The organism is Labrys sp. ALF-8, assembly GCF_059699065.1.
The window spans coordinates 3,318,402-3,342,304 of the sequence record NZ_AP048537.1; the positions used below are offsets into that span (position 1 = coordinate 3,318,402).

A 23,903-nucleotide genomic window follows, 5' to 3' on the forward strand; every position below is an offset into this window, starting at 1 on the left:
GTCTCATGCCTCCTTGCGGCCTGGCGAAAAGAGCTGGAACAGCATGGCGAGCTGTGGTCGGAACATCAGTTCGAGCGCACCGACGAAGAGGATGATGATGCCCTGGATCATCACGATCATGTTCTTGTCGAACACCGGATTGTCGAAGGAGAGTTCCTGCCCGCCCTGTATCAGCGCGCCGAAAAGGATCGATGCGAGCACGATGCCGGCCGGGTGGGAGCGGCCCATCAGGGACACGGCGATGCCGATGAAGCCGGCGCCGGCGGTGTAGTCGATGATCATGCGGTGCTGCTCGCCCATCAGCACGTTGATGCCCATCAGGCCCCCGAGGGCCCCGGAGATCAGCATGGTGATGACGATGATCTTGGCCGGCGAGATGCCGGCGTAGACGGCGGCCGTCTGGTTGTGGCCCACCGTGCGCATGGCATAGCCGAGGCGCGTGCGCCAGATCAGCGCCCAGACCAGCAAGGCCGCGATCAGGGCGATGGGGAAGGCGAGGTTCACCAGCGTGAGGTCGAGTTCGATGCCGAAGACCGCCAGCATGTCGCTGATCAGCGGCAGGCTGGTGCTGTCGGGAAAGAGCTCGGATTTCGGATCGCCCGTACCCGCCTTCATCAGCACGTGGACGAGCAGATACTGCACCAGGGCGGTGGCGATATAGTTGAACATGATGGTGGTGATGACGACGTGGCTGCCCCGCTTGGCCTGCAGATAGCCGGGCAGGAAGGCCCACGCCGCACCGAAGACCATGCCAGCGATCATCGCCAGCGGGATGGCAAGCGGCCATGGCGCCCAGCCCAGATGCAGGCAGGCGAAGGCGATGCCGATGCCTGCGATCTGGCCCTGGCCGTCGACGCCGATATTGAACAGGCCCGCATGGAAGGCCACCGCCACCGCGAGACCGGCGAAGATATAGGTAGTGGCGTAGTAGAGCGTGGTGCCGATGGCGTTGGCATCGCCGAAGGCACCCTGAATCATGGTGATTCCGACGCTCATCGGGTCGGCGCCGACGATCAGCCACACGATGATGCCGGAGACCACGAAGGCGATCACCACGTTGATGAGCGGCAGCAAAATCGCGTCCGCCCACCAGGGCACGGGCGTCGGTGTCGTGCCGGCGCTGCGGCGCGCGAAGAGGCGGCCGGGCGTGCTGGTCGGGCTGCTCATGCGGCCTCTCCCGAAACCCCGGCCATCAGCAGGCCCAGTTCGTTCTCGGTCGCGTCCCTGGCAAGTCGCTCGCCCGTGATGCGCCCGCCGCACATCACCAGGATGCGGTCCGACAGGCCCATGATCTCGTCGAGCTCCACCGAAACGACGAGAATGCCCTTGCCGGCGTCGCGCATGGCGATCAGGCGGCGATGGATGAACTCGATGGCGCCGATGTCGACGCCGCGGGTGGGCTGGCCCACGATGAGCAGGGCCGGATCGCGCTCCATCTCGCGCGCCAGCACGATCTTCTGGGCATTGCCGCCGGAAAAGTTCGCGGTCTTCAGCTTCGGGTCGCGCGGGCGCACGTCGAAGCGCTCCATCTTCTCCGTGAGGTCGCTGATGATGCGCCGATAGTTCAGGAAGGGTCCGTTGCCGAGCTTGGGGTCGTTCTGGTAGCCGAGGATCGAACTCTCATAGGCCGAGAAGGGCTTGACCAGCCCCATCTTCATGCGGTCCTCGGGCACATGGGCAAGGCCGAGGTCGCGCAGTTCGGCGGGATCCGCCGCGGAGGCGTTGCTGCCGCGCAGGAGAATCTGGCCCGAGGTGGCGGGCCGGATGCCGGCTATCGCCTCGAGCAGTTCCGATTGGCCGTTGCCCGCGACGCCCGCCACGCCGACGATCTCGCCGGCCCGCACGGTAAAGGAGACGTTGTCGACGCGGGTGATCCCCTTCTCGTCCTTCACGGTGAGGTTCCTGACCTCCAGGATCACTTCGCCGGGCTTTGCCTCGGCCTTGTCGACCCGCAGGAGCACACGCCGGCCAACCATCAGTTCGGCGAGTTCGGTCGGGCTGGTCTTGGCTGTCTCGACTGTCGCCACCATCTCGCCGCGCCGCATGACCGAGACGCGGTCGGTGATCGCCATGATTTCGCGCAGCTTGTGGGTGATGAGCAGGATGGTCTTGCCCTGCTCGCGCAGGACTTTCAGGATTTCGAAGAGCTGGTCAGCCTCGGCGGGCGTGAGGACGCCGGTCGGCTCGTCCAGGATCAGGATGTCGGCGCCGCGATAGAGCGCCTTCAGGATCTCGACGCGCTGCTGGCTGCCCACCGGCAGTTCGCCGACCACGGCATCGGGATCAACTTCGAGGTGATAGCTCGCTTCCAGCCGGTTCAGTTCGCCGCGGGCATGATCCTTGCCGCGCGCCAGCAAGCCGCCGCCCTCGGCACCGAGCATCACGTTCTCCAGGACGGTGAACGGATCGACGAGCATGAAGTGCTGGTGCACCATGCCGATGCCGGCGGAAATGGCATCCTGGGAGGAGCGGATCGATCTTGGCTGGCCGTCGACGAAGATCTCGCCGCTGTCGGCTTCGTAGAAGCCGTAGATGATCGACATCAAGGTGGACTTGCCGGCGCCGTTCTCGCCGATGATGCCGTGGATCGTGCCTCTTTCGACGACAAGGTCGATGGCCTTGTTGGCGTGAACCGGGCCGAAACGCTTGTCGATCTGTTTCAATTCGAGGGCAATAGGCAAAAGCGGCCTCGTAGCAGGACGGGGGCGGGTTCGGAGAATCGCACCGAAAAGTCGAAAGAAGCCTCGCTCTTTGTCATTGCCAGGCTTGTCCCGGCAATCCAGGCAGACGCAAGAGCCTGGAAGCTGGGGCCGGATACCCGGGACAAGCCCGGGTATGACAAAGTCCGTGCCTCTTCCTGCTCCTTCGGGGCGAGAAGGCGGGTTCGAAGACCCGCCTCGCTCCCGATCAGTTCACCGGGCAGGTGTTGTCGGTCTGGTAGTCATGCACGACCGTCTTGCCGTCCACGATGTCCTTGGTGACCTGATCGATGGCGGCCTTGTTGTCGGCGCTCACCAGGGACTTGTTGTTGTCGTCCATGGCCAGGCCCACGCCGTTCTTCTTCAGGTCGAGCACGTTGACGCCGGTCTTGAAGGTGCCGGCCTCGCCCGACTTGAAGCCTTCATAGATGGCCTCGTCCACATGCTTGAGCACGGAGGTCAGGACCTTGCCCGGATGCAGGCCGTTCTGGTTGGAGTCGACGCCGATGGAGAGCTTGCCCTCGTCCGCAGCCGCCTGCAGCACGCCCAGGCCTGTCTGGCCGGCCGCCGCATAGACGATGTCCGCGCCCTGCGAGATCTGCGCCTTGGTCAGTTCGGCGCCGCGGCCGGGATCGTTCCATGCGGCCGGCGTGGTGCCGGTCATGTTCTGGATGACCTTGATGTTGGCATTCGCAGCCTTTGCGCCCTGCGCGTAGCCGCAGCCGAAGGCGCGGATCAGCGGGATGTCCATGCCCCCGACGAAGCCGATCGTGCCGGTCTTCGAGGTCTTGGCGGCGAGATAGCCGGCGAGATAGGAGCCTTCGTCGGCGCGATAGATGTAAGAGGCGACGTTGGGCAGGTCCACCACGTCGTCGACGATGCCGAACTGCGTCTTCGGATAGGCCTTGGCGACGGCGGTCAACGCGTCCTCATAGGCAAAGCCCAGCACGATGATCGGATTGTTGCCGTCCTTGGCGAAGCGGCGCAGGGCCTGCTCGCGCTGCGAAGCGTTGGTGATCTCGAATTCCCGATAGGTCTTGCCGCTTTCCTTCTTCCAGCGCTCGGCACCGTTATAGGCGCCCTCGTTGAAGGATTTGTCGAACTTGCCTCCCAGATCATAGATGATGGCCGGGCCGGGCTTGTCCGCTGCATAGGCGGCCGTGCCGAGGCTCAGCAGGACGGCCAGGCCAAGAAGGGTCGATTTCATCACGCTCTCCCGCGCTTCTTCTCGTTCGTGGATGGAGGGCAATGGCGATCGCACCCGACATTGCCTTGACGTGAACATGGCATGGCTGTTGCGCTATTGAGAAGGGGTGTTGTGCGTTTGCCCATGCTTTTCACACAAAGCGAACGGAAGACGCGGATTCATAACGAGGATTTTGTATGGCCAAGCTTGTCAAACGCACGCTCGCCCTCATCGCCCACGACCAGAAGAAGGACGAGATGGTCGCCTTCGCCGAGACGCACCGCGCCATTCTGGCCAGGTTCGATCTGGTGGCTACCGGCACGACCGGCGGCCGCGTGCTCGCCGCATGCCCGGAATTGTCGCTCACGGCCCTGAAGAGCGGCCCGCTCGGCGGAGATCAGCAGATCGGCGCCCTGATCGCCGAGGGGCAGGTGCACGGCCTGTTCTTCTTCGTGGACCCCCTGACGCCGATGCCGCATGACGTGGACGTCAAGGCGTTGACGCGCCTGGTGCTCGTCTATGATATCCCCATGGCCTGCAATCCCTCGACGGCCGACATGCTGATCCGGCAGATGGTCGACCTGGACTGACGGGCGAGTGATTCTGGGCCGCCGGGGGGGCTGCGAGGGCGAGTTGCTGGACGTCGCAGGCGGTGGTGCCTTCGAAGGCGCCGTTCCGCTGCGGCGCAGCCTTCCGGGGCGGGCCAGGGTTCGGAGGAGACCGAGACCGGGCGGTGCCTCTGGATCTTTTCCAAGATTCCTTGTCGGCAAGGCTGCTTTCATGCCTTGCGGCCCGGGAAAGCCCCCCTTATATACCCGCCGAACCCGTGATTAATCCACGTCAGTCGCGGGGTTTCCGATAGGGGCCGGCCGGGTTCCTGAGGGCTTTCCCGGCCTAGGCGCTGCTGCTTCGGGGCGCGCCGGTCTGCTGAAAAGGAAGGATGAAAAACTATGGCTAAAGTTATTGGTATCGACCTCGGCACCACCAATTCGTGCGTGGCCGTCATGGAAGGCACGAGCGCCCGGGTCATCGAGAATTCAGAGGGCATGCGCACGACGCCCTCCATCGTCGCTTTTACCGATGATGGCGAACGCCTCGTGGGCCAGCCGGCCAAGCGCCAGGCTGTGACCAATCCCGAGCGCACGTTCTTCGCCATCAAGCGTCTGATCGGTCGTACTTTCGACGACCCGATGACGAAGAAGGACATGGGCCTGGTGCCCTACAAGATCACCCGCGCGCCCAGCGGCGATGCATGGGTCGAGGCGGACGGCAAGTCCTACTCCCCGTCGCAGATTTCGGCTTTCACCCTTCAGAAGATGAAGGAAACGGCGGAGGCTCATCTGGGCCAGGCCGTGACGCAGGCCGTCATCACCGTTCCCGCATACTTCAACGACGCCCAGCGCCAGGCCACCAAGGACGCCGGCAAGATCGCCGGCCTCGAAGTCCTGCGCATCATCAACGAGCCGACGGCTGCGGCGCTCGCCTATGGCCTCGACAAGAAGAAAGCCGGCACCATCGCGGTCTATGACCTAGGCGGCGGCACCTTCGACGTCTCGATCCTCGAGATCGGCGACGGCGTGTTCGAGGTGAAGTCCACCAATGGCGATACCTTCCTCGGCGGCGAGGACTTCGACATGCGCCTGGTCGAGTACCTGGCGGATGAGTTCAAGCGCGAGCAGGGCATCGACCTCAAGAAGGACAAGCTGGCTCTCCAGCGCCTCAAGGAAGCTGCCGAAAAGGCGAAGATCGAGCTCTCCTCCACGGCGCAGACCGAGATCAACCTGCCCTACATCACGGCGGATGCGACGGGTCCGAAGCATCTGGCGCTCAAGCTCTCGCGCTCCAAGTTCGAGAGCCTGGTCGACGATCTCGTGCAGCGCACGGTCGAGCCCTGCCGTAAGGCCCTCAAGGATGCGGGCCTGGCTGCCGGTCAGATCGACGAAGTGGTGCTGGTCGGCGGTATGACCCGCATGCCCAAGATCCAGGAGGTCGTGAAGCAGTTCTTCGGCAAGGAGCCCCATAAGGGCGTCAATCCGGACGAAGTGGTCGCCATCGGCGCCGCTGTCCAGGCCGGCGTTCTGCAGGGCGACGTCAAGGACGTGCTGCTACTCGACGTGACCCCGCTGTCGCTGGGCATCGAGACGCTGGGCGGCATCTTCACCCGTCTGATCGAGCGCAACACGACGATCCCGACCAAGAAGAGCCAGACCTTCTCGACCGCAGAGGACAGCCAGACGGCCGTAACCATCCGGGTCTTCCAGGGTGAGCGCGAGATGGCCGCTGACAACAAGGCGCTGGGCCAGTTCGATCTCGTCGGCATCCCGCCGGCGCCCCGCGGCATGCCGCAGATCGAGGTGACCTTCGACATCGATGCCAACGGCATCGTCAACGTCTCGGCCAAGGATAAGGCGACGGGCAAGGAGCAGCAGATCCGCATCCAGGCTTCCGGCGGTCTTTCCGATGCCGACATCGAGAAGATGGTCAAGGACGCCCAGGCCAACGCCGAGGAAGACAAGAAGCGCCGTGAACTCGTCGAGGTCCGCAACCACGCGGATGCGGCGGTTCATCAGGCCGAGAAGTCGATCAAGGAGCTTGGCGACAAGATCTCCGCGGCCGACAAGTCCACGGTCGAATCGGCCATCGCTTCGCTGAGGTCCGCCCTCGAAGGCGACGATGCCGAGGCCATCAAGGCCCGCACCAACGAACTGCAGCAGGCTGCGATGAAGCTGGGCGAGGCGCTCTACCAGCAGCAGCAGGCTGCCGGTGCCGAGGGCGGCGAGGCCGGCGCGAAGAACGACGATGTTGTTGATGCCGACTTCGAGGAAGTCGACGACGACAAGAAGCGTGCGTAAATTGCACATCTAGCGTGGAAGCCCTCGCCGTTCCGGGCGGGGGCTTTCGCACATTCCATCGGGGATATTTGAGCGGACCCTATGGCCAAGCGTGACTATTACGAAGTGCTTGAGGTTACCCGCGAGGTGACCGAGATCGAGCTCAAGGCTGCTTTCCGCAAGCAGGCCATGAAGCATCACCCCGACCGCAATCCCGGCAACCAGGATGCCGAGGCCAAGTTCAAGGAAGTGAACGAGGCCTATGAGGCGTTGAAGGACCCTCAGAAGCGGGCGGCTTATGATCGCTATGGCCACGCTGCCTTCGAGCAGGGCGGCATGGGCGGCGGCGGGGCCGGTTTCGGCGGCGGCTTCGGTTCCTTCTCCGACATCTTCAACGACATCTTCGAGGACCTGGCCGGGCGGGGCCGGCGTGGCAGTGCCGGCGGGCGCGAGCGCGGCGCCGATCTGCGCTACAACATGGAGATCAGCCTGGAGGATGCCTACAACGGCAAGACCGCCACGATCAAGATCCCCACATCCGTGACCTGCGAAGCCTGCTCCGGCTCCGGGGCGAAGGCGGGCTCCCGGCCCAAGACCTGCGCGACCTGCGCCGGCCACGGCCGCGTGCGTGCCACGCAGGGCTTCTTCTCCATCGAACGGACCTGCCCGACTTGCCAGGGGCGCGGCGAGGTAATCGACAATCCCTGTCCCTCCTGCGGGGGCGCCGGCCGCACCACGCGCGAGCGCACGCTCTCGGTCAATATCCCTGCGGGCGTCGAGGACGGCACCCGCATTCGCCTGGCCAACGAGGGCGAGGCGGGATCGCGTGGAGGCCCTTCGGGCGATCTCTACATCTTCCTGTCCATCGTTCCGCACGAGTTCTTCCAGCGTGACGGCGCCGACCTGCATTGCCGCGTGCCGATCTCCATGGTGACGGCGGCGCTGGGCGGAGAGTTCCAGGTGCCCACAGTCGACGGCGGCAAGGCCAAGGTCGTGGTGCCGGAGGCGACACAGACCGGCAGGCAGATACGCCTGCGCGGCAAGGGGATGCCGGTGCTGCGCTCGCGCGAGCATGGCGACATGTATGTGCAGCTCTTCGTCGAGACGCCGAAGAACCTCACACGCCGCCAGCGTGAACTGCTTGCCGAGTTCGACGAGCAATCCTCCAAGGAGACGCAGCCGGAAAGCGCCGGCTTCTTCGCCAAGGTGCGTGATTTCTTCGACGGGCTCGGGCAGTAGCGCCGGGAGCGCGGACATCCCGTCCGCTCTCCCCTGTCGGCAGACGCAGCGGTTTCAAGAGCGGACGGGATGTCCGCGCTCCCAGGGCGCCTCATGAACCTTCTCATCTTCGGCCTCGGCTATACCGCCTCGCATTTCGCGGCCCGGTACGGCGATCGCTTCGTCCATATCGCAGGGACCTACCGCTCGCCGACGCCTGGTGAGAAGCTGCCAGAACTGCCGCGCGTCGAGCGCTTGCCCTTCGATGGCCTGCGCGTCACACCGGCGCTGGAAGCGGCGATCGCCCGCGCCACCCATGTGCTCACCTCGATCGCGCCCGATGACGAGGGCGATCCGGTGCTGCGCCATTGCGGCGAGGCCCTGGCCCGCGCATCGCAGCTTTCCTGGATCGGCTATCTCTCTACCGTCGGCGTTTATGGGGATGCCGGCGGCGCCTGGATCGACGAAAGTGCGCCGCTCCGTCCCACGCTGGAGCGCAACGCGGTTCGCGTCGAGGTGGAGCGGGAATGGCTTGATCTCGCCCGGAAGCGGGGTGCGGATGCGCAGGTCTTCCGCCTTGCCGGCATCTACGGGCCCGGCCGCAATGCCGTCGTCAATCTGAAGCGGGGCACGGCACGGCGCATCGTCAAGCCTGGCCAGGTGTTCAATCGCATCCATGTCGAGGATATCGCCGGCACCGTGATGGCGGGCATCGAGCATCCCAAGGTTGGCCCGTTCTTCAACGTGACGGATGACGAGCCCGCGCCGCCGCAGGATGTGGTGTCCTTTGCCGCCGGGCGGCTGGGCGTCGAGCCGCCACCGCAGATCGACTACGAGGATGCGCAGATGTCACCGATGGCGCGCTCCTTCTATGGCGAAAACAAGCGCGTCTCCAACCGTCGCATTCGCGAGGAACTCGGCTACCGGCTGGCCTATCCCACCTATCGCGAGGGCATAGGCGTCTGCGCGCGCACGGAATGATTCGCCATCTGGATCGCACGGTCTGAAACGTAGTTCGCCGCGAGGATTGGGCTCCTCGCGGCGAATGCACTTCATATGGGATGCCTGGCTATTGCGTCCGGAAACGGCCGCCTGGGGGGATAACCGGCCGCTTGCCGGGATGCTGGGGCCGCACGCCGGGCCTGTTTCCATGAGGCGGCCTCACGCCCGGCGGGCGCACATGCGGCGGCCGTCCATGCGGCGGTCGGTATCCCGGAGGCCTGACGCCCGGAGGCCGAACTCCAGGCGGGCGAACGCCGGGAGGACGAACGCCTGGAGGGGGATAGCCGGGGCGATGGTAATAGGGAGGCCGCGGGCGTCCATGGCCCCACCAGGTGTTGTACCAGGGACGATGGGCGTAATAATTGTCCCAATAGGCATAGCTGAAGACCACGGCCGGCAAGGCCAGGGCGGCCAGCCCAACGTGGGAACCCCGGGCAGAAGACAGGTAGTTGTTCGAAACCCAGCCGCGATTGCCGGGAGTGGAAACATCACACCACGATCCGTCGCTGAGGCAGCCGTAGATGGTTACGAGTTCGCCGGCCGAGAGCGTTGTGACGACGGGGTAGTCCGTGGCCGGGCCAGCGCGCATGTTGACGTTCGAGGTGGCATAGGCCTGCGCGGCATTGGCTGCGGTGGCCGAGAGGACGCTTGCACCGCCGGCTATGGAGATGGCGAGCAGGGTCCATAGTAAGGCGCGCATACGCGCCGATAGGGCTAAAGTATAGGGCCGGTTTGACGGCATTGCGTGACTCCATAATGTGGAAGTCGCTCCCCGGCCGGAGCCGAACAGCTTTCACGCCGGCGAGAATGCTATGACGGAGCGTAATCGCCAAGTGGTCTGATGAATATTTCCGTGGGAACGACGCCGGGAACTACCCGAGCGATTGGGCCAGGTCCGTCACGAAGCCCGCGATGTCGTCCGTGATGTAGTCGACGTGCTCGGCCTTGGTCCTTTCCAGTTCCCAGGCATCGCGCACGATGGCAGCGTCGTGCCGCGGCACCACCAGGACCGTGCGCATGCCTCGTTCATGCGGCACGATGAGGTTGCGCGACAGGTCTTCGAACATGGCTGCGTGGGAGGGGTCCACGTCGTGGCGGGCGAAGAAGCTGGCATAGGTGTCGGCGGCCGGCTTGGGCAGGTAGTTGGCAGAGACGATATCGAAGACATCCGTGAAATGATCCTCCACTCCGAGCCTCCTGATGATGTTCATCGCGTGGCGCGTGGTGCCGGAGGTGAAGATCAGCTTGCGGCCCGGGAGGAGACTCAGCGCTGTCCCCAGCATGGGATTGGGTTCCAGCGGCGAATGATCGATTTCGTGGGCGAAGTCGAGGAAGTTGGCGGGATCCACCCCTTCGTCGATCATCAGCCCGCGCAGCGATGTGCCATAGCGCTGATAGTAGTATTTCTGCAGGCCGCGGGCGCTGAGCCCGTCAACACCGTAGAAATCCGCCATCCAGGTGGTGATGCGGTTGTCCACCTGTTCCCAGAGGTTGGCGTGATGCGGATAGAGCGTGTTGTCGAGATCGAACACCCAGGTTTCAACATGGGCGAAATCTGACGCCAGTTTCTCTTTGCTTGAATAAACAGTTTGGTCCATTGCCCGTCTCTACCCACAAGATATGACAGTATCTTGCGGCAATGTTAAGGACGGATTGCAGGACACCATCATTCCGTTCGCGATGCACAGCGGCGATTGCCGATCGGATGCCGATCCGTTTCCTTGGAATGACGATTTCCGCTATGTTTCCGCTCACCGGACAGCAATGTTCACGGTGGTTATCCTTGGCACGATGGACCAGGGGCGACACCATCGTGGATTGAGGTTGGGGGACGCCATGGCAAGCTTCGTTCAGTTCTTGGAGCGTTCTGGTGTGTTTGCCGCCCAAAGCTTCATGATCGTCCCGAGGGGAAGCTTCAACCTGGTCTGTCTCCGCGACAGCAAGGACGTGCACCTGTCGTATGACCCCGATCGGTTGAAGGTTGAGGTCGTGCGCCTCGAGCAGGTCGAACGCGTCGCCCAGGAATATATCGCCGCCCGCTATGGGAAACAGGGAGGCCAGGAGCGCGAGGATCAACTGCTGCGCCTGCGTACGGCGCTGTATGCCACCGCAAGGCCGGAGAGTCTGGCGCGCGCGCTCAAGGTCTCGGCCAACGGGAGCGGCATTCCGGAGCTCACGGCCACGCGCGGCAACATGGTCATCAGGTTGGAGGTCGCCATTCTGCCGCGCAAAGACTTCACGATTGCGTTCAGGTTCCTCAAGCGCCTGGATCAATCGGGCGAGTTGATCAACGCCACGAAATGGACGCCGGAGGACGTGCCCTGGTTCCTCACCAAGCTGAACTGGACGTTCGGGGCTCAGACGAACATCTTCTTCACCCTCGCCGACGCCACTTGGATTACGGTCTCGAAAGTCCTGGGCCCCAAGATTTCCCGGGATGTCTTCCGGCAGGATATCGTTCCATTGAAGAGGCGCGGCGCCGATATCACGTGCTTTCTCGTCGGCGATTATGACGCAACGGCTACCGAGGCGGCGGGCGAGTATCTGCCCGATGAACAGGTGTGCGTGGTCGTCGACCAGGGCAATCCACCTGTCTTCGACTACGGGGAAGCATTCATCGGCGTGATGGCGCACGAAGTCGGCCACTTCCTGCACCACAAGCGCAACATGCCCGGCAGTGGGCACCATGACCGAGGTGGCATCTTGCTTTCCAGCGGCATGGAAAGCCTATCCCTGGACAAGCAACTCGTCAGCGACCTCAATGCATGGTGATGGCATTAGTTTCGTCCGCCGGTGACCCCGCAGCCCTGCGGGAAAGCACCCATGGGCCGCAAACCTTGAATGTCGGCCACGGGCGCGCGATCCGGGCAGTGTCAGTTCCTGGCGATCGGTCATATGCTGCGCTCCAGCGATACGATCTCCTACCTCGAAGCCGGTCGAAGATCCCCAATCGCAGGCAATCATATGGTAGCTTTGCGGGTCATCGAATGGTGACAGGGGGAGTGGCCATGCTGGAGCCCGACAAGGTGTTCGCCGGCTCGATTCCGGAAAACTACGACCGCTATATGGTGCCGTTGATTTTCGAGCCCTATGCCGCGGATATCGCAGGACGCGCAACGTCCCTGTCGCCGGGCTCGGTTCTGGAGACCGCCGCGGGGAGCGGGGTTGTCACCCGTGCGCTGGCCCCGAGGCTGCCCCGAGGCGCGCGCTATATCGCGACCGACCTCAACCAGCCCATGGTGGACTATGCCGCTTCGAGACAGCCCCCCGATGCCCGCATCGAATGGCGCCAGGCGGATGCTCTCGCGCTGCCGTTTGAAAATGCGGCCTTTGACCTCGTATGTTGCCAGTTCGGCGCCATGTTCTTTCCAGACCGAGTCTCCGGCTACCGTGAAGCAAGGCGTGTCCTGAAGCCAGGCGGAAGTTTTCTGTTCAACGTGTGGGACCGCATCGAGGAGAATGTATTTGCAGACGATGTCACCAATGCTCTCGCGAAGATCTTTCCGGACGATCCGCCCCGCTTTCTGGCGCGCACGCCGCACGGCTACCATGATACGGCCCTGATCCGTCGGGAACTGGCGGACGCGGGTTTCTCCCATGTGGTGATCGAGACGAGAGCCGAACAGAGCCGGGCACCCTCGCCGCGTCTTCCGGCCGTTGCTTATTGCCAGGGGACACCCCTTCGCAAGGAAATCGAGGCCCGGGATCCAGCAAGGTTGGATGCCGCTACCGACTACGTCGAGTCCGCGATTGCCCACAGACATGGAAGCGGCGAGGTCGCCGCCAAGATCCAGGCGCATGTCATCATGGCGGTAGCCTGAGGCGTTCGGCTATCCCCCGCCTTGCACGCCGTGCGATCGCCTGAACGGAGATGGCCTCTATCGGCCGGAATCGCCCTTCCCGTCGCGCATGCCGTCATCGTGTCGCAGGAGCGGCGCAGACCCCTTTCAGGCTCAGTCCTCTCCCTCCTTTAGCGAACTCCGGCCGCTGGTGCAGTCGGCGATCAGGCGCGCGAGATCCGCGAACCGGGCTTTCGGGGCACTTACGGCAATTTCGGCGCCGTCGCTTCGGAAGGTTTCGGCAAGGATGCTGGCGCCGCCAAATCCTGTGATACGCGCCTTGAGCAGGGCCAGGTCCGCAAATCCGACGCGGATGGTCCCGTGCAGGGCGGCGACCTGCTCCAGCAACGTGCCGGTGCGAAGACAAGCAGCAGCCGTACCTCCATATGCGCGGGCCAGGCCACCAGTGCCGAGCAATACGCCGCCGAACCAACGCGCCACGATCACCAATGTACGGTCAAGCGATTGCCCGTCGATCGCCTGAAGAATGGGCTTGCCAGCCGTACCGCCGGGCTCGCCGTCGTCGTTGAACCGGTAGGTCGCCCCGATTCGCCAGGCCCAGCAATTGTGATTGGCACGCGGATCGGAATGGGCGGCGATCGACGCCTTGACCGCCTCCTCGTCTGAGACAGGCAGCGCCGTTGCGATGAAGCGGCTTTTCTTGATGGTTTGCTCCAGGGCTACGGGGCTTTCGAGCAGGAACATGAAACGGCCAATTGGTTAGGGGCAGCGGCAGTCGCCCGCCCTTGCCTCGTGTGTTCGCCCCGGCCGCTGCACTTCAACCGCCAAAAAGGCGCGGCGTGGATGATATCGCACATGTCTGGAATATCGAGGGCGTGCATGAGGCGGCGTCCATTGCGGTTCGCAAGGGGAAATTTCGCGCTTAAGTTGAAATTGGGCCAATGACGCATAGCTTGCAGCGTTAACCCGTAAAAGTGCCCGTAGTCAAAGAGTTCGGCCTTGGCGGAGCAGGCGGTCGACCGATGTCGATCGTAAAAGCTACTTTCAAGCACGAGGCGATTATTTTGGCGCAATCGCCCCTGTTAAGATGTCCTCGGCGTGAACGGCGATGGCGGGATGCATAGCAAATAAAGTCACCGTTCCCGGCCTCAGCCTCTTTTCTTCTTGTCACGGAGGTGTCACACTATAGGTGCTTACAAATATTAGTCGTTGTTTACATTGCCGAAGTCTGTAAGAGCTGCGCCAATTCTATAGCGTATCGATGCAATCGCAAGACCTCGTGCAAAATGGGGAAATGAATTGTGTCGCTGTTCTGGGATGATGCACCAATTGCTGCGAGGTATCCAATGAACGACCTTTCTTCCGCCGCCAAATCTTCTGCCGCCCCAATAGACTTTCGACAACTTGCCCGAGGCATCGGAACTGTAATCACCTATGGGGTGGGTGACATAATATTTCGTGAGGGGGATCCGCCATCATACGTTTACATAGTTTTAACTGGTAAGGTAGAAATAAGTAGCCGAGATAAAACTATTGAAATCGTCGGCGAGGGTAGGTCATTCGGAGTTGTTTCAATAATCGACAAGAACCCACGTCTCTCTGAAGCAAAGGCTCTGGAATATTCTGAGATCGCGCTGCTGGATCCAAAGCAATTTCGATTCATGGTCGAAACCATGCCGAATTTCGTATGGTACGTCCTCTCGGAAATTGTCGAGCGGCTGCGGGCTACTAATTCCGCCTTGTGAGCAGCATGAGAATTCATGCTACGCTCAACCTTGGCGCGTCCGAGGTACGGATCTTGTGCCGAACCAAGGTTGAGCTAACTTATCTGATCACGGCTAAATCCAAGTTCCGGAAGACGGGGCGTCTCGTCGTGAGCCGGGAACGACAAGACCACCAGGAACTGCAAGGATAGTCCCGCAGCCGACCGATCGGTGAGGACCGATGGGTCCACGATGTCGCGTGTCAAAAACGGGCAGCATGCATCTTCCCGAGCGAGACGACCGCGATCGCCGGGACAGATGTTGATTCAGGCCGCCGGGGCCGGCAATCAGGTGCGAGTCAGTCTCGGACGGCGCCTGGGGCCAAGGGCATTTGTGATGGCGCCGCACCCGGCCTACCGCTTCGCCCAATCCTTCAGCCTGCCAGACCTCTCCTGCAACAAGCCGGGTTCAGAATCTTCGTTCGAGATCACCAGTTCGGCTTTGGGGCCCAATTATCCCTGCTGCAGTGGAGACGGATCCGATCAGCATTTGTCATTCTGAGACAGACCTGCAGAATGGCGAAAAAGGGAGGATGGAACGATGGCGAATCGATTGAACTGGGGAATTCTCGGCACCGGCTGGATTGCGGATCTCTTCGTCAAGGATCTGCAGCTCACGGGACACAAGGTGGTGGCCGTGGGCTCGCGCAGCCAGGCCGGTGCCGACCACTTCGCCAAGACCTTCGGCATTCCCAATGCCCATGGCAGCTACAAGGCTCTCTGCGACGATCCGGAGGTGGACCTGGTCTATGTCGCCACCCCTCATCCCATGCATGCCGAAAACGCGCTCATGGCCCTGGAGGCCGGCAAGCATGTGCTGATTGAGAAGCCATTCACGATCAATGCCGCCGAGGCCCGCCGTATCGTCGACCTCGCGGAGGCTCGCAAGCTCGTCGTGCTGGAAGCGATGTGGACCCGCTTTCTGCCGCATATGGTTCGCGTCCGCGAGATTATCGGTTCCGGGGTGCTCGGCAAGGTGTACTCCGTCATCGCCGACCATACCCGCGACCTGCCGAGCGATCCCGCCCACCGCCTCAACGCCTTGGAACTCGGCGGCGGCGCGCTGCTCGATCTAGGCATCTACCCGATTTCCTTCGCCTGGGACGTGCTCGGCAAGCCCGAGGAAATCGTGTCCATGGCCCGTTTCAAGGAAACGGGTGCCGATGCCGAGATCGCCACCATCTTCCGCCATGCCGGCGGCGCCATGTCGACGACGATTTCGACCAGCGACAATGGCGGACCGAATGTGGCCGTGGTTCTCGGCACCGAGGCGCGGATCGAATTTGCCGCCACCTGGTACATACCGACCTCCTTCCGCGTCATCGACCGGCACGAAAAGGTGCTGGAGACCTTCTCGTCCGAAGTCCCCGGGCGCGGCATGCAGTATCAGGCCGACGAGATCGAGAGGCTGGTAAGGGAAGGCAGGCTCTCCGGCGAGATTCTGCCGCCCGAGGAAACCGTCGGCATCATGGAGACGCTCGACACCATCCGCAGGCAGATCGGCCTGCGCTACCCGACGGAGTAGCGAGCGCCATCCCACGCAGTTGCCTCCTCCTACTGGCCCAGGCGCCGCTTGGCATCGGCCCATGCTTCCGCGCGCCACTGGTTGACCTGGTTTACGTCGAGGCCGGCCCCGAGCGCGTCCCCGATCTTGACGCCGGCCTCCGGGATCGGGCCGAGGGACGCCACCAGAGACATCGCCGCCATCCGCGCCTGGTTGAAAACCGTGCCCATGGCGAAGAAGTCTTCCTTGTAGGTATCGAAGGGAGGTGCGGGATCGAGGCAATATTTGCTGATGTAGGAGCGGTAGGCCGTCTCCAGCGCCTGGCCCATATCGCCCCGGATATGGGCGGTCACGCCGGTGATGAGGCTGGTTATCACTCCGCCCGACCATCCCAGGACGGAATCGTTGTCGGGCCGCCCTGTGCTCGTGAAATGCACGCGCCATAGAGGCGAGACCCCGGCACCGCCGGCCTCCCAGGCATCGAGCGCGCGGTTGTACATGTTATAGAAGACCGGAATGAAGTGGAGGACGAAGCCGGGCTGCTTGTAGTCCCGCGCCGCGCCGATCTCGAAGCCGGTGGTGATCTCATAAAGCTTGGCGAACCAGTATTTGGTGTCGATGATCGTCGGAATGAAGCGGCCGGTGCGTCCGACCGCACCGACGGTGCGGAAGAATCGGTTGGCGACGTCGACGCTCTGGTGCTTGGTGCGGATCGCCTCCTTCAACTCGATCTCGAACGACTTGCTGAAGTCGTTCGGACAGGGCGGCGGTGGCGGCGGGGCCAGCCTCGGAATGTAGATCGTGCCCGGAACGTCCTTGGAGCTGAAGCGGTAATTGTCGTGGTCCGGCGTCTCCAGCCTGCAGCCGACCTTCTCTCGGAGATACCAGTTGATCTCGTCGGGATTGGAGGTCTTGAAGTTGAACGCGATCAGCGCGCCCACGTCGATCCGGTTGGCGTTGGCGATACTCCACCAATTGTCGCCGTCCTTGACCCTGTAGGGCGTCCCGCTCGCCAGATGCTCCGGCGAGGGAAACGGCGCAAGAATGCTCGGTCGCTTTGTGATCGCCATCTTCAGGCCCCTCGTGGCGGCGACGCCGCAGCCATCGACAGCGTAAATACCAGTACCGCGGTCCTCGGGCTTCCCCTGTTTGCGGGATTGGCTGTCGTGCGCTCGAAGAAGGACGCCGTGCTGACCCGTCGGCGGGATTGTGGAGAAGCGGACGCCGGCGTGCCATTTGTCGTGGGCTCATCCGATCAGCCTGCCATCCCCGCATGGGCATGCGTTGAATTTTTGAAACAAAACGTTGCTCTATTCGTAAAACAATTCATGCCTGTTGCCGACGGGCAACAGATTTCCCCAGGTGGTCAAGATATAGGTGCCATAGCGAGTTCGGGGGCTCTCATGAATCGGTTTTTACTTGCCGCTGCGGCATTTATTCTTTCAAGTTTGGGCTTGGCGATCTATCCTGCCACCGCCGACCCGATCTCACCGGGGGGTGCGCCGGTCAACTGGACCGGTTTCTACGCCGGCGCGAATGTCGGGTATGGCTGGAGCCCGTCTACCGGCATCGATGATGTCGCATATTCCGACAATGGCGATGTGGGTACGGTCGCCAATGGCTGGTTCCCCGGTCTGCGCAAATCAAAAGGCAATGCCCTGTCGGGGGGTGTTCAGGCAGGCTACAATCATCAAGTCGACGGCTTCGTGTTCGGCGTCGAGGCGGACCTGAACTATACGGGTATCCGAAACAAGTATCGTGCCAACGATACCTATGATCTCATCCCCTATCCGGACGCGACGGAGCCGCCGCTCTCCGAATACAACTATCACCTTAGAGAAAAGCTGGACGCGACGAGCAGGCTCGAATGGTTCGGATCCATCCGCCCACGGATTGGCTTTACGGCCACGGATCGCCTTCTCGTCTACACCACCGGCGGACTCGCCTTCGGTGGGGTGAAAAGTTCGGCCAGCTACAAGTGGCAGGAATACGGCTTCTGGTGGTGCACGCCTGAATGCGGCCAGGATGGGGCTTTCAACCGGACCGGCGGGTTCGAGGGCTCGAAGACCGAAGTGCGCCTGGGCTGGGTCCTGGGCGCCGGCGCTGAATACGCCCTGACCGACAACGTCTCGCTCAAGGCCGAGTATCTGTACACGGATCTCGGAAGCAAGCGCCACATCATCAGCTACACCGGCGAGGGTGACGACGAGTCCATCACCTGGAAGGACGCCGCTCGCTTCCAGACACTGCGTCTGGGCATGAACTACAGGTTCTGATCTCAGAAGCCCGGCTTTCGCTGGGCTTTCTCCTCGCATCGCCGAGGCTCATGGATCCCGCCCCTCCTTCGAGGGAGACTGCGAACGGCTTCGCCTGGATACGCGCCGCCCCAACAGTGCGGCGAGTCCCGTGAACAGGACAGCCGTTCCCAGATTCCATCCCAGCACCATCACCGTGGCATCGAGAGGGTGGAACATCGACAGTGCAGTCGAGGTGATCGCCGATACCGCAAGGCTGCCGACCAGGATCACCGAGACCGGGCGCAGCAGCGCCGCATAGCGCAGCATGATGAGCATCACCAGTGATAAAGGCAGGCTCGTGACGACAAGCGTGGTGAGGCAGCTCGAGGCCGCTTCGACGGTAACGGAACCGGGGGGCAGGCTGGTCCAACCGGCAAAGCACTGGTAGCCGATATTCGCCAGCCAGACGGCCAGGGGCGGAGCGGGCAGAAGGAGCCAGAGACGCGACCTGTCCGGTAGGCTGAGCATGAAGGCCGCCACGCTCGCCAGTATCCCGGTCAGCAGGGATGAGACCATGCCCGTGGTGAACGACAGTTCCTGCATGCGCTCGGCAAACTGGGGACGCAGTCCGTGGATGGCTGTCAGGCCTCCCATGATGATGGCCGCGAGCAGCAGCCATAAGCCGGCCCGCAGCAGGGGAGGGCGCAAGCGCTTGACCGGCGTCACGTTTTCGGCGAGCGAATGGATGAGATCGGTTGTTTCCATCACTTTTCGTCCCGATCCGTCAGCATGTCGCGGAGCTTCTTGATGGCGCGATGGGTCGCGACCTTCAAGGATGCGATCGACATTCCGCTTGCCGTCGCAGCCTCCTTCAGTGACATCTCCTTCAATTTCAGCATTCGTATGGCCTGCCGCTGGACGGGCGGCAAATCATTGATCACGCCTTCGAGGCGATATCGCTCCGTATTGCCTTCGAACTCGTTCAGGGCGGCGACGTCTTCGTGTTCGGCCGTCAGCGGCACTTCGTGAGCGCGCTGGCGGCCCTGCCGGCGCAGCCGGTCGAATGCACGGCGATTGGCAAGCCCGATGAGCCAGGGTCCGAAGGGGCGCGTCGGGTCGTAGGTCTGGCGGACCGAATGCAGGGTCAGCAATATATCCTGGACCGTGTCCTCCATATCCCTGGGGTCGCGGTGATATCGGGCGCTGCGGGAACGCAGATACGGCGTGATCTCCTGCAGAAGCCGAAGATAGGCCGCGCCGTCGCCGTCCTGCGCCCGTGCCATGAGGATCGACCAGTCGAGCTCATAGCGATTCACGCGTTCGGCATCGCTTTGCGGCCGCGGCCCGGAGCGCGACGCCACCAGCTTCAGTCGGTCGCGGCCTTCCTCCGCCATTATCGAGCGCCCTGCAACGTCCGAAGGGAATGCCGCTGCCTCATCCAATGATCGAGCGACAGCGGTCCTGGGCCAAGTGCCATTACGCCAAGCGCGAGGGCCGCCCAATAGAGATGAAAGTTCATCCAGCCGTCGGGAAAGACCAATTGAATGACTCCCGTCATGACCAGGAGGCCAAGAGCCGAAAAACGCGTGGCAAGCCCGATCAGGAGCAGTACGGGAAGCGCGATTTCCGCTAGGTCGACAAGAAACGCCACCGTGTCGGGCTGAGGAAAATCATAGAGGCTGCCAAAGATGTGAAGCTTGAACTGCTCCTCGAACAAATACTGAGTACCCGGTGAGATCGACAGGAAGCCGTCCCAGCGGGTCAGGCCCGAACGAAGGAACGGCAGCGCCAGTGCAATTCGGGCAACCGGTGGGGCCGCGACGGAACCGAGCCACCCGATCCAGGCAGCGAGCCTAGCAATACATGAATCGAACTTCACCAGGAGAGACGACATTGCCGCAGTCATTGCAGCTGCCTCGTGACGTCGAGCGAGAGATCGGGACCGAACTCGAAACCCACGACGGCATGAGCCTCGATCAGGCCTGAGAGATTGGCCGGCAGGTCGAAGCGGGAATCGGCCGTCGCCGCGGTCTCGAATGCCTCGATGACGGTGCGTCCGTCGGCGAGGGCCTGGACGAACTCGGCTCCGCCGGGTGGAAGCAACCGCAGTTCGACCTCCGCCTCGGGCCGGATGATCAGGATGTCCTCGCCGCCGGCGTCGAGATCGACATGAGGCGACAGGCCGTCCTCGACATTTGTCCGCCAGATTGCGAGAGACGGATAGCGCGAGCGGACCAGGCGATGCGAGGGATGGAGCAGCAGGCGCAGGTTCGGCAGATCATCCGCCGAGACCTGGGCCAGGACGATCGGATCGAGCGCCCGCGCCTCGGCGGCATGATAGGCTTCGAGCCAGGCCCGCTCGATACGCGCGACGTCCCGCAGATAGGGAAGGCTCCGCGCAGGCTCGAACGCGCCGACGAAATCGGGGAAGCCGGCACCATAGTCGAACATCATCGGTGAGCGCGGCGGCGCGCTGGAGACATGGATTCGCGCCATCGCGGCAAAGAACGCGTCACCCACCAGGCGGGCGACGGCTGGATAGGCATCCCTCAACGTGGCCACGAGTCCTGCGACGACGTTGTTGCGATAGACATTGAAGCGCTTCGTGCTCGCCCGTCCGCCGGGACCGACCAGTCCGGGCGGCACGGGGCAGCCCGGATCGAGCAGCGCCCTCGCAAAGCCTGCCTGGCGCGCGTCGAGGCATTCGAAGCCGGCTTCGCGGGTGTTCACGTGCTCCCTGTCCGAACAGATATCGGTCATTGTCGGATTGGTCATGGCCGGTGGCCTCGCTGCACGATATTCGTCCAGAACCGGCGCAGGCTGTCCACGCCCCCGGCCGTGGAACTCCAGAGGGTGGCATCGCCGACGAGGAGATTGCCGGCAAACACGCCCGGTCCCGACTGCAGCAGGGCATCGAATGTTGAGCGCCCGTTCGCTGTGAAGGGATGGGGTGGTGCGGACAGGTCGATCTGCTGGCGCGCCAGCACTTCCATTTTCCCGATAGCCTCCCCGAGCCGTTCGAAATGCGGCAGATGGGGATGGAGGTTGAACGTCGTCACGCCGTCCAGAAGGCTGTTGCGGTCCAGCGTCTGGTCGATGTCGAGCGGCTTTGGCGAACCATCCGGCACGGTCGCGGGCCGAAGACCGAACCGGTTCTCGACCGGCACGCCGAGGCCCGCCAGCAGCGACCGTGCGAAGCTCCCGAAGCCCTGCTGCGGTGGAATCGTTTTGTCGCCGTGATGAAGGAAATCCGCCTCCTGGGAGTGGTGGCGGTCGAGGTCCGAAAGCCCGTCGGCATGTCCGATGTCGTGATGGGGACAGATGGCGAGGAGGTTACCGGGCCGGCCCAGGAAGGCGCGGACCGCATGCAGTTCCGCCTGCGTGGCCTGCTGGCCGCTGCGGAGCGAATCGAAGCCGATGACGATCAGAGTGTCGACACTGTCGAGGAGATCCTCATCCAGGATGGATTGCCGGCCGTTGTCCAGGACGCGCTCCACTTCAAGGACGGGCCGTCCCGTCTGGAGCCCGGCCTGTTCCACGAAGGCCGTGAAGTTCTTCTTCATGATGTGGTCGAGAAAGCCGGCGACGCCCTGATCGAAGCACCTCGGATCCGATAGTTCCTCGAAGCGTGGATAGAGCATCCGGCGGCTTTCGAAGAGCGCAGGGAAGCGATTTTCGATGACGGCGAGCGGCGCGCCGGTCTCATCCGGACGGCTCCAGGCGTAGTAGACGGCGACTTTACGAGCGGTCATATTCGAATCTTCCGATGTTGCCCGACGATTGGGGGGCGCACAGAGCGCTGTTGGTCACCGCGGCGCCGAACATGACCGCTTCGGCACGTCGCGCCTCCGATTCCAAGCCCGGCCATTCGGGGACGTTGGCATCCCATTCGATGAGCGTCGGCGTGGGGCCGATCCGGCTGATCGTGTGCGCAAAGAGCTTCCAGACGAGTTCATCCACTGCGCGGTCGTGGCTGTCGATGAGCAGCGGTCGCTCGTCTTCGTCGGCGTCACGCGCGAAACCCGCCAGGTGGATTTCCCGGACGTGATCCAGCGGGTAGTTGTCGATGTAGGCAAAGGCATCCCATTGCTGATTGACCGAGGCGACATGAACGTTGTTGACGTCCAGCAGCAGGGCGCATCCCGTGCGTGCGACGATCTCCGCAATGAAGTCCGTCTCCGAATAGGTGCTTTCGGCGAAGGCGAGATAGGTCGACGGATTTTCGAGCAGCATCTGCCGGTCGAGTCTGTCCTGGATCTCGTCGATATGACCTGCCACGCGGCGCAGCGTCTCGCTCGTGTAGGGCAAGGGCAGGAGATCGTTCAGGAACCCGGCATCATGCGTCGACCAGGCGAGATGCTCGGAGAAAGAGGCGGGGCGATAGCGCTCGATGAGCATCGCCAGCCGCTGCAGATGGTCCGGGTCCAGTGGGCGATCAGCGCCGATCGAAAGGCCGACGCCGTGCAGCGACAATGGATAGTGATCCCGGATCGCGGTCAGATAGCGATGGGGAGGTCCGCCGGCCCCCATGTAGTTCTCGGCATGGACTTCGAAGAATCCGATGTCCGGCAGGGTCTCGAGAATGGTGCGGTAGTGCTCGGCCTTCAGGCCGACCCCGGCGCGGGGCGGCAGGCGGTCGCCGGACGGGAAGGGCGATGTGTCGGGCATGAGTACCTCCACAGCTAGCGACGGGACCGGCCCGGCCATGGCCGGTCCCGTCAGTCGGGTCAGGACTTCGGCGTCAGGCTGCCCGCGCCGTTCGGAGTGGAAATGGAGGTGCAGCTGCCCTTCGGGACGAGCTTGAAGGCATTGCCCTGCCAGTCGACGGTGCTGGTTCCGGCGCAGGTCGTGCCGGGGCCCGCATAGCAATCGTTCTGACCCTTGACGGCGGTGCCGAAGCAGGGCTCGACCTTGCCCGCCTTGACGACGGCGGTGTGCTCGGCCTGGATCTTCTTCTGGGCGGCGGTGAACTCCACAGCGCTTGCGGGAGCGCTGGACACCGAGCCGAGCGCGGTTGCGAAAGCGCCGACGATGAAGGTGGATAGCATGCGATTGGACATAGGCAGTCTCCAATGAAAGGGATGGACGGGCGGCCGAGGAGGTCGCCCAGGCGGGATTTTTCCGTCCGCCGTTTCAAGGTTCTCCGCGGCGGCTGAAAGGTTACGCGGTCTCCCGAAATCTATTTTGCATCGTTAAAAAAGGGTGCCGGTCCCCGGTCCACGGGAGCCGGATGCAATGGTTCGGCAACCGCTATTGCGGACCGCTTGGCGCATCTTTTCGGGCAAGCAGATCTGCCGGATGGATCGCCGGTCTTGCCGCGAGGAGCTCCGGAACGGTCGAGAAAATGAGTTTAGCGGCCTCTCCGTTCATATGCGCCTCCCGGCTCGCGGCATCGGCGAAGAGATCGACGAGAAACACCTCGTCGGGATCTGCGTTCGAGCGCAGCACGAGCCATGTGAGCGTGCCAGCCTCGCTTTCGACATGGGGAAGGGCCGCTGAAATCAGGCGCGCGACTTCCTCGCCCTGTCCGGTTTTTGCCTTGAAGGTAATAACGCCAGCTGGTGTGGTCATCGCCGCATCTCCTCATCCTGCAGGCCAGTGCCTGCGTCCGAAAGACTGTAGCGGCGGGAGGATAGGCGGAGAGGATGGCGGCTTCGCCATTGC

General features: G+C 63.0%; 24 protein-coding genes. 9 read left to right on the plus strand and 15 right to left on the minus strand.

From position 1 onward, the window contains the following. Nucleotides 1-3 precede the first annotated feature (3 nt). The 3 genes from AC6H34_RS15295 to AC6H34_RS15305 form a co-directional block, all read right to left on the minus strand. Nucleotides 4-1,167: an ABC transporter permease gene (locus AC6H34_RS15295; protein ID WP_497539318.1), complete on the minus strand. Its 1,164-nt coding sequence runs from the start codon at nucleotides 1,165-1,167 to the stop codon at nucleotides 4-6. Then, entirely contained in the window at nucleotides 1,164-2,681 is a 1,518-nt protein-coding gene (locus AC6H34_RS15300) for an ABC transporter ATP-binding protein (protein WP_497539319.1), read from the minus strand. The genes AC6H34_RS15295 and AC6H34_RS15300 overlap by 4 nt, the downstream gene beginning before the upstream one ends. 226 nt (nucleotides 2,682-2,907) lie before the next feature. Beyond that, a complete protein-coding gene (locus AC6H34_RS15305; protein WP_497539320.1) occupies nucleotides 2,908-3,906 on the minus strand; it encodes a BMP family lipoprotein in 999 nt (332 codons plus the stop codon). Nucleotides 3,907-4,082: 176 nt separating this feature from the next. Here AC6H34_RS15305 and AC6H34_RS15310 point away from each other — a divergent pair, with 176 nt between their 5' ends. The 4 genes from AC6H34_RS15310 (at nucleotide 4,083) to AC6H34_RS15325 (ending at nucleotide 8,915) form a co-directional block, all read left to right on the plus strand. After that, nucleotides 4,083-4,475, plus strand: coding sequence for a methylglyoxal synthase (locus AC6H34_RS15310; RefSeq protein ID WP_448149137.1), 393 nt, complete (start codon nucleotides 4,083-4,085; stop codon nucleotides 4,473-4,475). Nucleotides 4,476-4,835: 360 nt separating this feature from the next. Next, nucleotides 4,836-6,737 (plus strand): molecular chaperone DnaK, encoded by a 1,902-nt coding sequence (gene dnaK, locus AC6H34_RS15315; protein WP_448149136.1) that lies wholly within the window; start codon nucleotides 4,836-4,838, stop codon nucleotides 6,735-6,737. Nucleotides 6,738-6,818: 81 nt separating this feature from the next. Continuing rightward, complete coding sequence (gene dnaJ, locus AC6H34_RS15320; RefSeq protein ID WP_448149135.1) at nucleotides 6,819-7,955, plus strand: molecular chaperone DnaJ; 1,137 nt, start codon at nucleotides 6,819-6,821, stop codon at nucleotides 7,953-7,955. A 93-nt stretch (nucleotides 7,956-8,048) separates the two neighbouring features. Further along, a complete protein-coding gene (locus AC6H34_RS15325; protein WP_497539321.1) occupies nucleotides 8,049-8,915 on the plus strand; it encodes an SDR family oxidoreductase in 867 nt (288 codons plus the stop codon). Nucleotides 8,916-9,003: 88 nt separating this feature from the next. On the opposite strand, the gene AC6H34_RS15330 is transcribed toward AC6H34_RS15325, so the two are convergent. Further along, a complete protein-coding gene (locus AC6H34_RS15330; protein ID WP_497539322.1) occupies nucleotides 9,004-9,636 on the minus strand; it encodes an SH3 domain-containing protein in 633 nt (210 codons plus the stop codon). Between the two features lie 172 nt (nucleotides 9,637-9,808). Next, complete coding sequence (locus AC6H34_RS15335) at nucleotides 9,809-10,534, minus strand: pyrimidine 5'-nucleotidase (protein WP_448149132.1); 726 nt, start codon at nucleotides 10,532-10,534, stop codon at nucleotides 9,809-9,811. A 55-nt stretch (nucleotides 10,535-10,589) separates the two neighbouring features. Here AC6H34_RS15335 and AC6H34_RS15340 point away from each other — a divergent pair, with 55 nt between their 5' ends. Beyond that, entirely contained in the window at nucleotides 10,590-11,708 is a 1,119-nt protein-coding gene (locus tag AC6H34_RS15340; RefSeq protein WP_448149131.1) for a hypothetical protein, read from the plus strand. A 236-nt stretch (nucleotides 11,709-11,944) separates the two neighbouring features. Further along, on the plus strand, nucleotides 11,945-12,757 hold the full coding sequence (locus AC6H34_RS15345; protein ID WP_497539323.1) for a class I SAM-dependent methyltransferase: 813 nt from the start codon (nucleotides 11,945-11,947) through the stop codon (nucleotides 12,755-12,757). 132 nt (nucleotides 12,758-12,889) lie between these two features. Here AC6H34_RS15345 and AC6H34_RS15350 read toward each other — a convergent pair whose 3' ends face one another. Continuing rightward, a complete protein-coding gene (locus tag AC6H34_RS15350; RefSeq protein WP_497539324.1) occupies nucleotides 12,890-13,480 on the minus strand; it encodes an IMPACT family protein in 591 nt (196 codons plus the stop codon). 602 nt (nucleotides 13,481-14,082) lie between these two features. Here AC6H34_RS15350 and AC6H34_RS15355 point away from each other — a divergent pair. Continuing rightward, nucleotides 14,083-14,481 carry a Crp/Fnr family transcriptional regulator gene (locus tag AC6H34_RS15355; protein WP_497539325.1) on the plus strand — a complete coding sequence of 133 codons (399 nt, stop codon included), beginning with the start codon at nucleotides 14,083-14,085 and terminating at the stop codon, nucleotides 14,479-14,481. Between the two features lie 558 nt (nucleotides 14,482-15,039). Beyond that, a complete protein-coding gene (locus AC6H34_RS15360) occupies nucleotides 15,040-16,023 on the plus strand; it encodes a Gfo/Idh/MocA family protein (RefSeq protein WP_497539326.1) in 984 nt (327 codons plus the stop codon). Between the two features lie 29 nt (nucleotides 16,024-16,052). On the opposite strand, the gene AC6H34_RS15365 is transcribed toward AC6H34_RS15360, so the two are convergent. Further along, a complete protein-coding gene (locus tag AC6H34_RS15365) occupies nucleotides 16,053-17,072 on the minus strand; it encodes a DUF5995 family protein (protein WP_448149126.1) in 1,020 nt (339 codons plus the stop codon). Nucleotides 17,073-17,405: 333 nt separating this feature from the next. On the opposite strand from AC6H34_RS15365, the gene AC6H34_RS15370 reads away from it, so the two are divergent. Next, nucleotides 17,406-18,278: an outer membrane protein gene (locus AC6H34_RS15370; RefSeq protein ID WP_497539897.1), complete on the plus strand. Its 873-nt coding sequence runs from the start codon at nucleotides 17,406-17,408 to the stop codon at nucleotides 18,276-18,278. A 48-nt stretch (nucleotides 18,279-18,326) separates the two neighbouring features. On the opposite strand, the gene AC6H34_RS15375 is transcribed toward AC6H34_RS15370, so the two are convergent. The 8 genes from AC6H34_RS15375 to AC6H34_RS15410 all read right to left on the minus strand — a co-directional run bounded on the left by AC6H34_RS15375 (nucleotide 18,327) and on the right by AC6H34_RS15410 (nucleotide 23,810). Then, nucleotides 18,327-19,004, minus strand: coding sequence for an NrsF family protein (locus AC6H34_RS15375; RefSeq protein ID WP_448149124.1), 678 nt, complete (start codon nucleotides 19,002-19,004; stop codon nucleotides 18,327-18,329). Continuing rightward, the gene (locus tag AC6H34_RS15380; RefSeq protein WP_448149123.1) at nucleotides 19,004-19,633 is read right to left on the minus strand and encodes a sigma-70 family RNA polymerase sigma factor; all 630 of its coding nucleotides are present in this window, start codon (nucleotides 19,631-19,633) and stop codon (nucleotides 19,004-19,006) included. The genes AC6H34_RS15375 and AC6H34_RS15380 overlap by 1 nt, the downstream gene beginning before the upstream one ends. Continuing rightward, on the minus strand, nucleotides 19,633-20,145 hold the full coding sequence (locus tag AC6H34_RS15385; protein WP_497539327.1) for a DoxX family protein: 513 nt from the start codon (nucleotides 20,143-20,145) through the stop codon (nucleotides 19,633-19,635). The genes AC6H34_RS15380 and AC6H34_RS15385 overlap by 1 nt, the downstream gene beginning before the upstream one ends. Beyond that, a complete protein-coding gene (locus tag AC6H34_RS15390) occupies nucleotides 20,142-21,014 on the minus strand; it encodes an HvfC/BufC N-terminal domain-containing protein (protein ID WP_497539328.1) in 873 nt (290 codons plus the stop codon). Before AC6H34_RS15390 ends, AC6H34_RS15385 begins: the two co-directional genes overlap by 4 nt. Next, nucleotides 21,011-21,991 (minus strand): hypothetical protein, encoded by a 981-nt coding sequence (locus AC6H34_RS15395; protein WP_497539329.1) that lies wholly within the window; start codon nucleotides 21,989-21,991, stop codon nucleotides 21,011-21,013. The genes AC6H34_RS15390 and AC6H34_RS15395 overlap by 4 nt, the downstream gene beginning before the upstream one ends. Continuing rightward, complete coding sequence (gene bufB / locus AC6H34_RS15400; RefSeq protein ID WP_497539330.1) at nucleotides 21,978-22,907, minus strand: MNIO family bufferin maturase; 930 nt, start codon at nucleotides 22,905-22,907, stop codon at nucleotides 21,978-21,980. The genes AC6H34_RS15395 and bufB overlap by 14 nt, the downstream gene beginning before the upstream one ends. Nucleotides 22,908-22,966: 59 nt before the next feature. Beyond that, a complete protein-coding gene (locus AC6H34_RS15405) occupies nucleotides 22,967-23,299 on the minus strand; it encodes a BufA1 family periplasmic bufferin-type metallophore (protein ID WP_448149118.1) in 333 nt (110 codons plus the stop codon). 190 nt (nucleotides 23,300-23,489) lie between these two features. Next, nucleotides 23,490-23,810 carry a putative quinol monooxygenase gene (locus AC6H34_RS15410; protein ID WP_497539331.1) on the minus strand — a complete coding sequence of 107 codons (321 nt, stop codon included), beginning with the start codon at nucleotides 23,808-23,810 and terminating at the stop codon, nucleotides 23,490-23,492. Nucleotides 23,811-23,903: the final 93 nt, after the last annotated feature.

Excerpts from the sequence above, each read along its gene's own strand:
- AC6H34_RS15380 (WP_448149123.1), bottom strand. The coding sequence starts at position 19,633 with ATGGCGGAGGAAGGCCGCGACCGACTGAAGCTGGTGGCGTCGCGCTCC.
- AC6H34_RS15395 (WP_497539329.1), bottom strand. The coding sequence starts at position 21,991 with ATGACCGCTCGTAAAGTCGCCGTCTACTACGCCTGGAGCCGTCCGGAT.
- AC6H34_RS15410 (WP_497539331.1), bottom strand. The coding sequence starts at position 23,810 with ATGACCACACCAGCTGGCGTTATTACCTTCAAGGCAAAAACCGGACAG.
- AC6H34_RS15360 (WP_497539326.1), top strand. The coding sequence starts at position 15,040 with ATGGCGAATCGATTGAACTGGGGAATTCTCGGCACCGGCTGGATTGCG.
- AC6H34_RS15305 (WP_497539320.1), bottom strand. The coding sequence starts at position 3,906 with ATGAAATCGACCCTTCTTGGCCTGGCCGTCCTGCTGAGCCTCGGCACG.
- AC6H34_RS15295 (WP_497539318.1), bottom strand. The coding sequence starts at position 1,167 with ATGAGCAGCCCGACCAGCACGCCCGGCCGCCTCTTCGCGCGCCGCAGC.
- AC6H34_RS15365 (WP_448149126.1), bottom strand. The coding sequence starts at position 17,072 with ATGGCGATCACAAAGCGACCGAGCATTCTTGCGCCGTTTCCCTCGCCG.
- AC6H34_RS15355 (WP_497539325.1), top strand. The coding sequence starts at position 14,083 with ATGAACGACCTTTCTTCCGCCGCCAAATCTTCTGCCGCCCCAATAGAC.
- AC6H34_RS15310 (WP_448149137.1), top strand. The coding sequence starts at position 4,083 with ATGGCCAAGCTTGTCAAACGCACGCTCGCCCTCATCGCCCACGACCAG.
- AC6H34_RS15335 (WP_448149132.1), bottom strand. The coding sequence starts at position 10,534 with ATGGACCAAACTGTTTATTCAAGCAAAGAGAAACTGGCGTCAGATTTC.
- bufB (WP_497539330.1), bottom strand. The coding sequence starts at position 22,907 with ATGCCCGACACATCGCCCTTCCCGTCCGGCGACCGCCTGCCGCCCCGC.
- AC6H34_RS15325 (WP_497539321.1), top strand. The coding sequence starts at position 8,049 with ATGAACCTTCTCATCTTCGGCCTCGGCTATACCGCCTCGCATTTCGCG.
- AC6H34_RS15405 (WP_448149118.1), bottom strand. The coding sequence starts at position 23,299 with ATGTCCAATCGCATGCTATCCACCTTCATCGTCGGCGCTTTCGCAACC.
- AC6H34_RS15330 (WP_497539322.1), bottom strand. The coding sequence starts at position 9,636 with ATGCGCGCCTTACTATGGACCCTGCTCGCCATCTCCATAGCCGGCGGT.
- AC6H34_RS15390 (WP_497539328.1), bottom strand. The coding sequence starts at position 21,014 with ATGACCAATCCGACAATGACCGATATCTGTTCGGACAGGGAGCACGTG.
- AC6H34_RS15345 (WP_497539323.1), top strand. The coding sequence starts at position 11,945 with ATGCTGGAGCCCGACAAGGTGTTCGCCGGCTCGATTCCGGAAAACTAC.
- AC6H34_RS15350 (WP_497539324.1), bottom strand. The coding sequence starts at position 13,480 with ATGTTCCTGCTCGAAAGCCCCGTAGCCCTGGAGCAAACCATCAAGAAA.
- dnaJ (WP_448149135.1), top strand. The coding sequence starts at position 6,819 with ATGGCCAAGCGTGACTATTACGAAGTGCTTGAGGTTACCCGCGAGGTG.
- dnaK (WP_448149136.1), top strand. The coding sequence starts at position 4,836 with ATGGCTAAAGTTATTGGTATCGACCTCGGCACCACCAATTCGTGCGTG.
- AC6H34_RS15370 (WP_497539897.1), top strand. The coding sequence starts at position 17,406 with ATGAATCGGTTTTTACTTGCCGCTGCGGCATTTATTCTTTCAAGTTTG.
- AC6H34_RS15375 (WP_448149124.1), bottom strand. The coding sequence starts at position 19,004 with ATGGAAACAACCGATCTCATCCATTCGCTCGCCGAAAACGTGACGCCG.
- AC6H34_RS15385 (WP_497539327.1), bottom strand. The coding sequence starts at position 20,145 with ATGACTGCGGCAATGTCGTCTCTCCTGGTGAAGTTCGATTCATGTATT.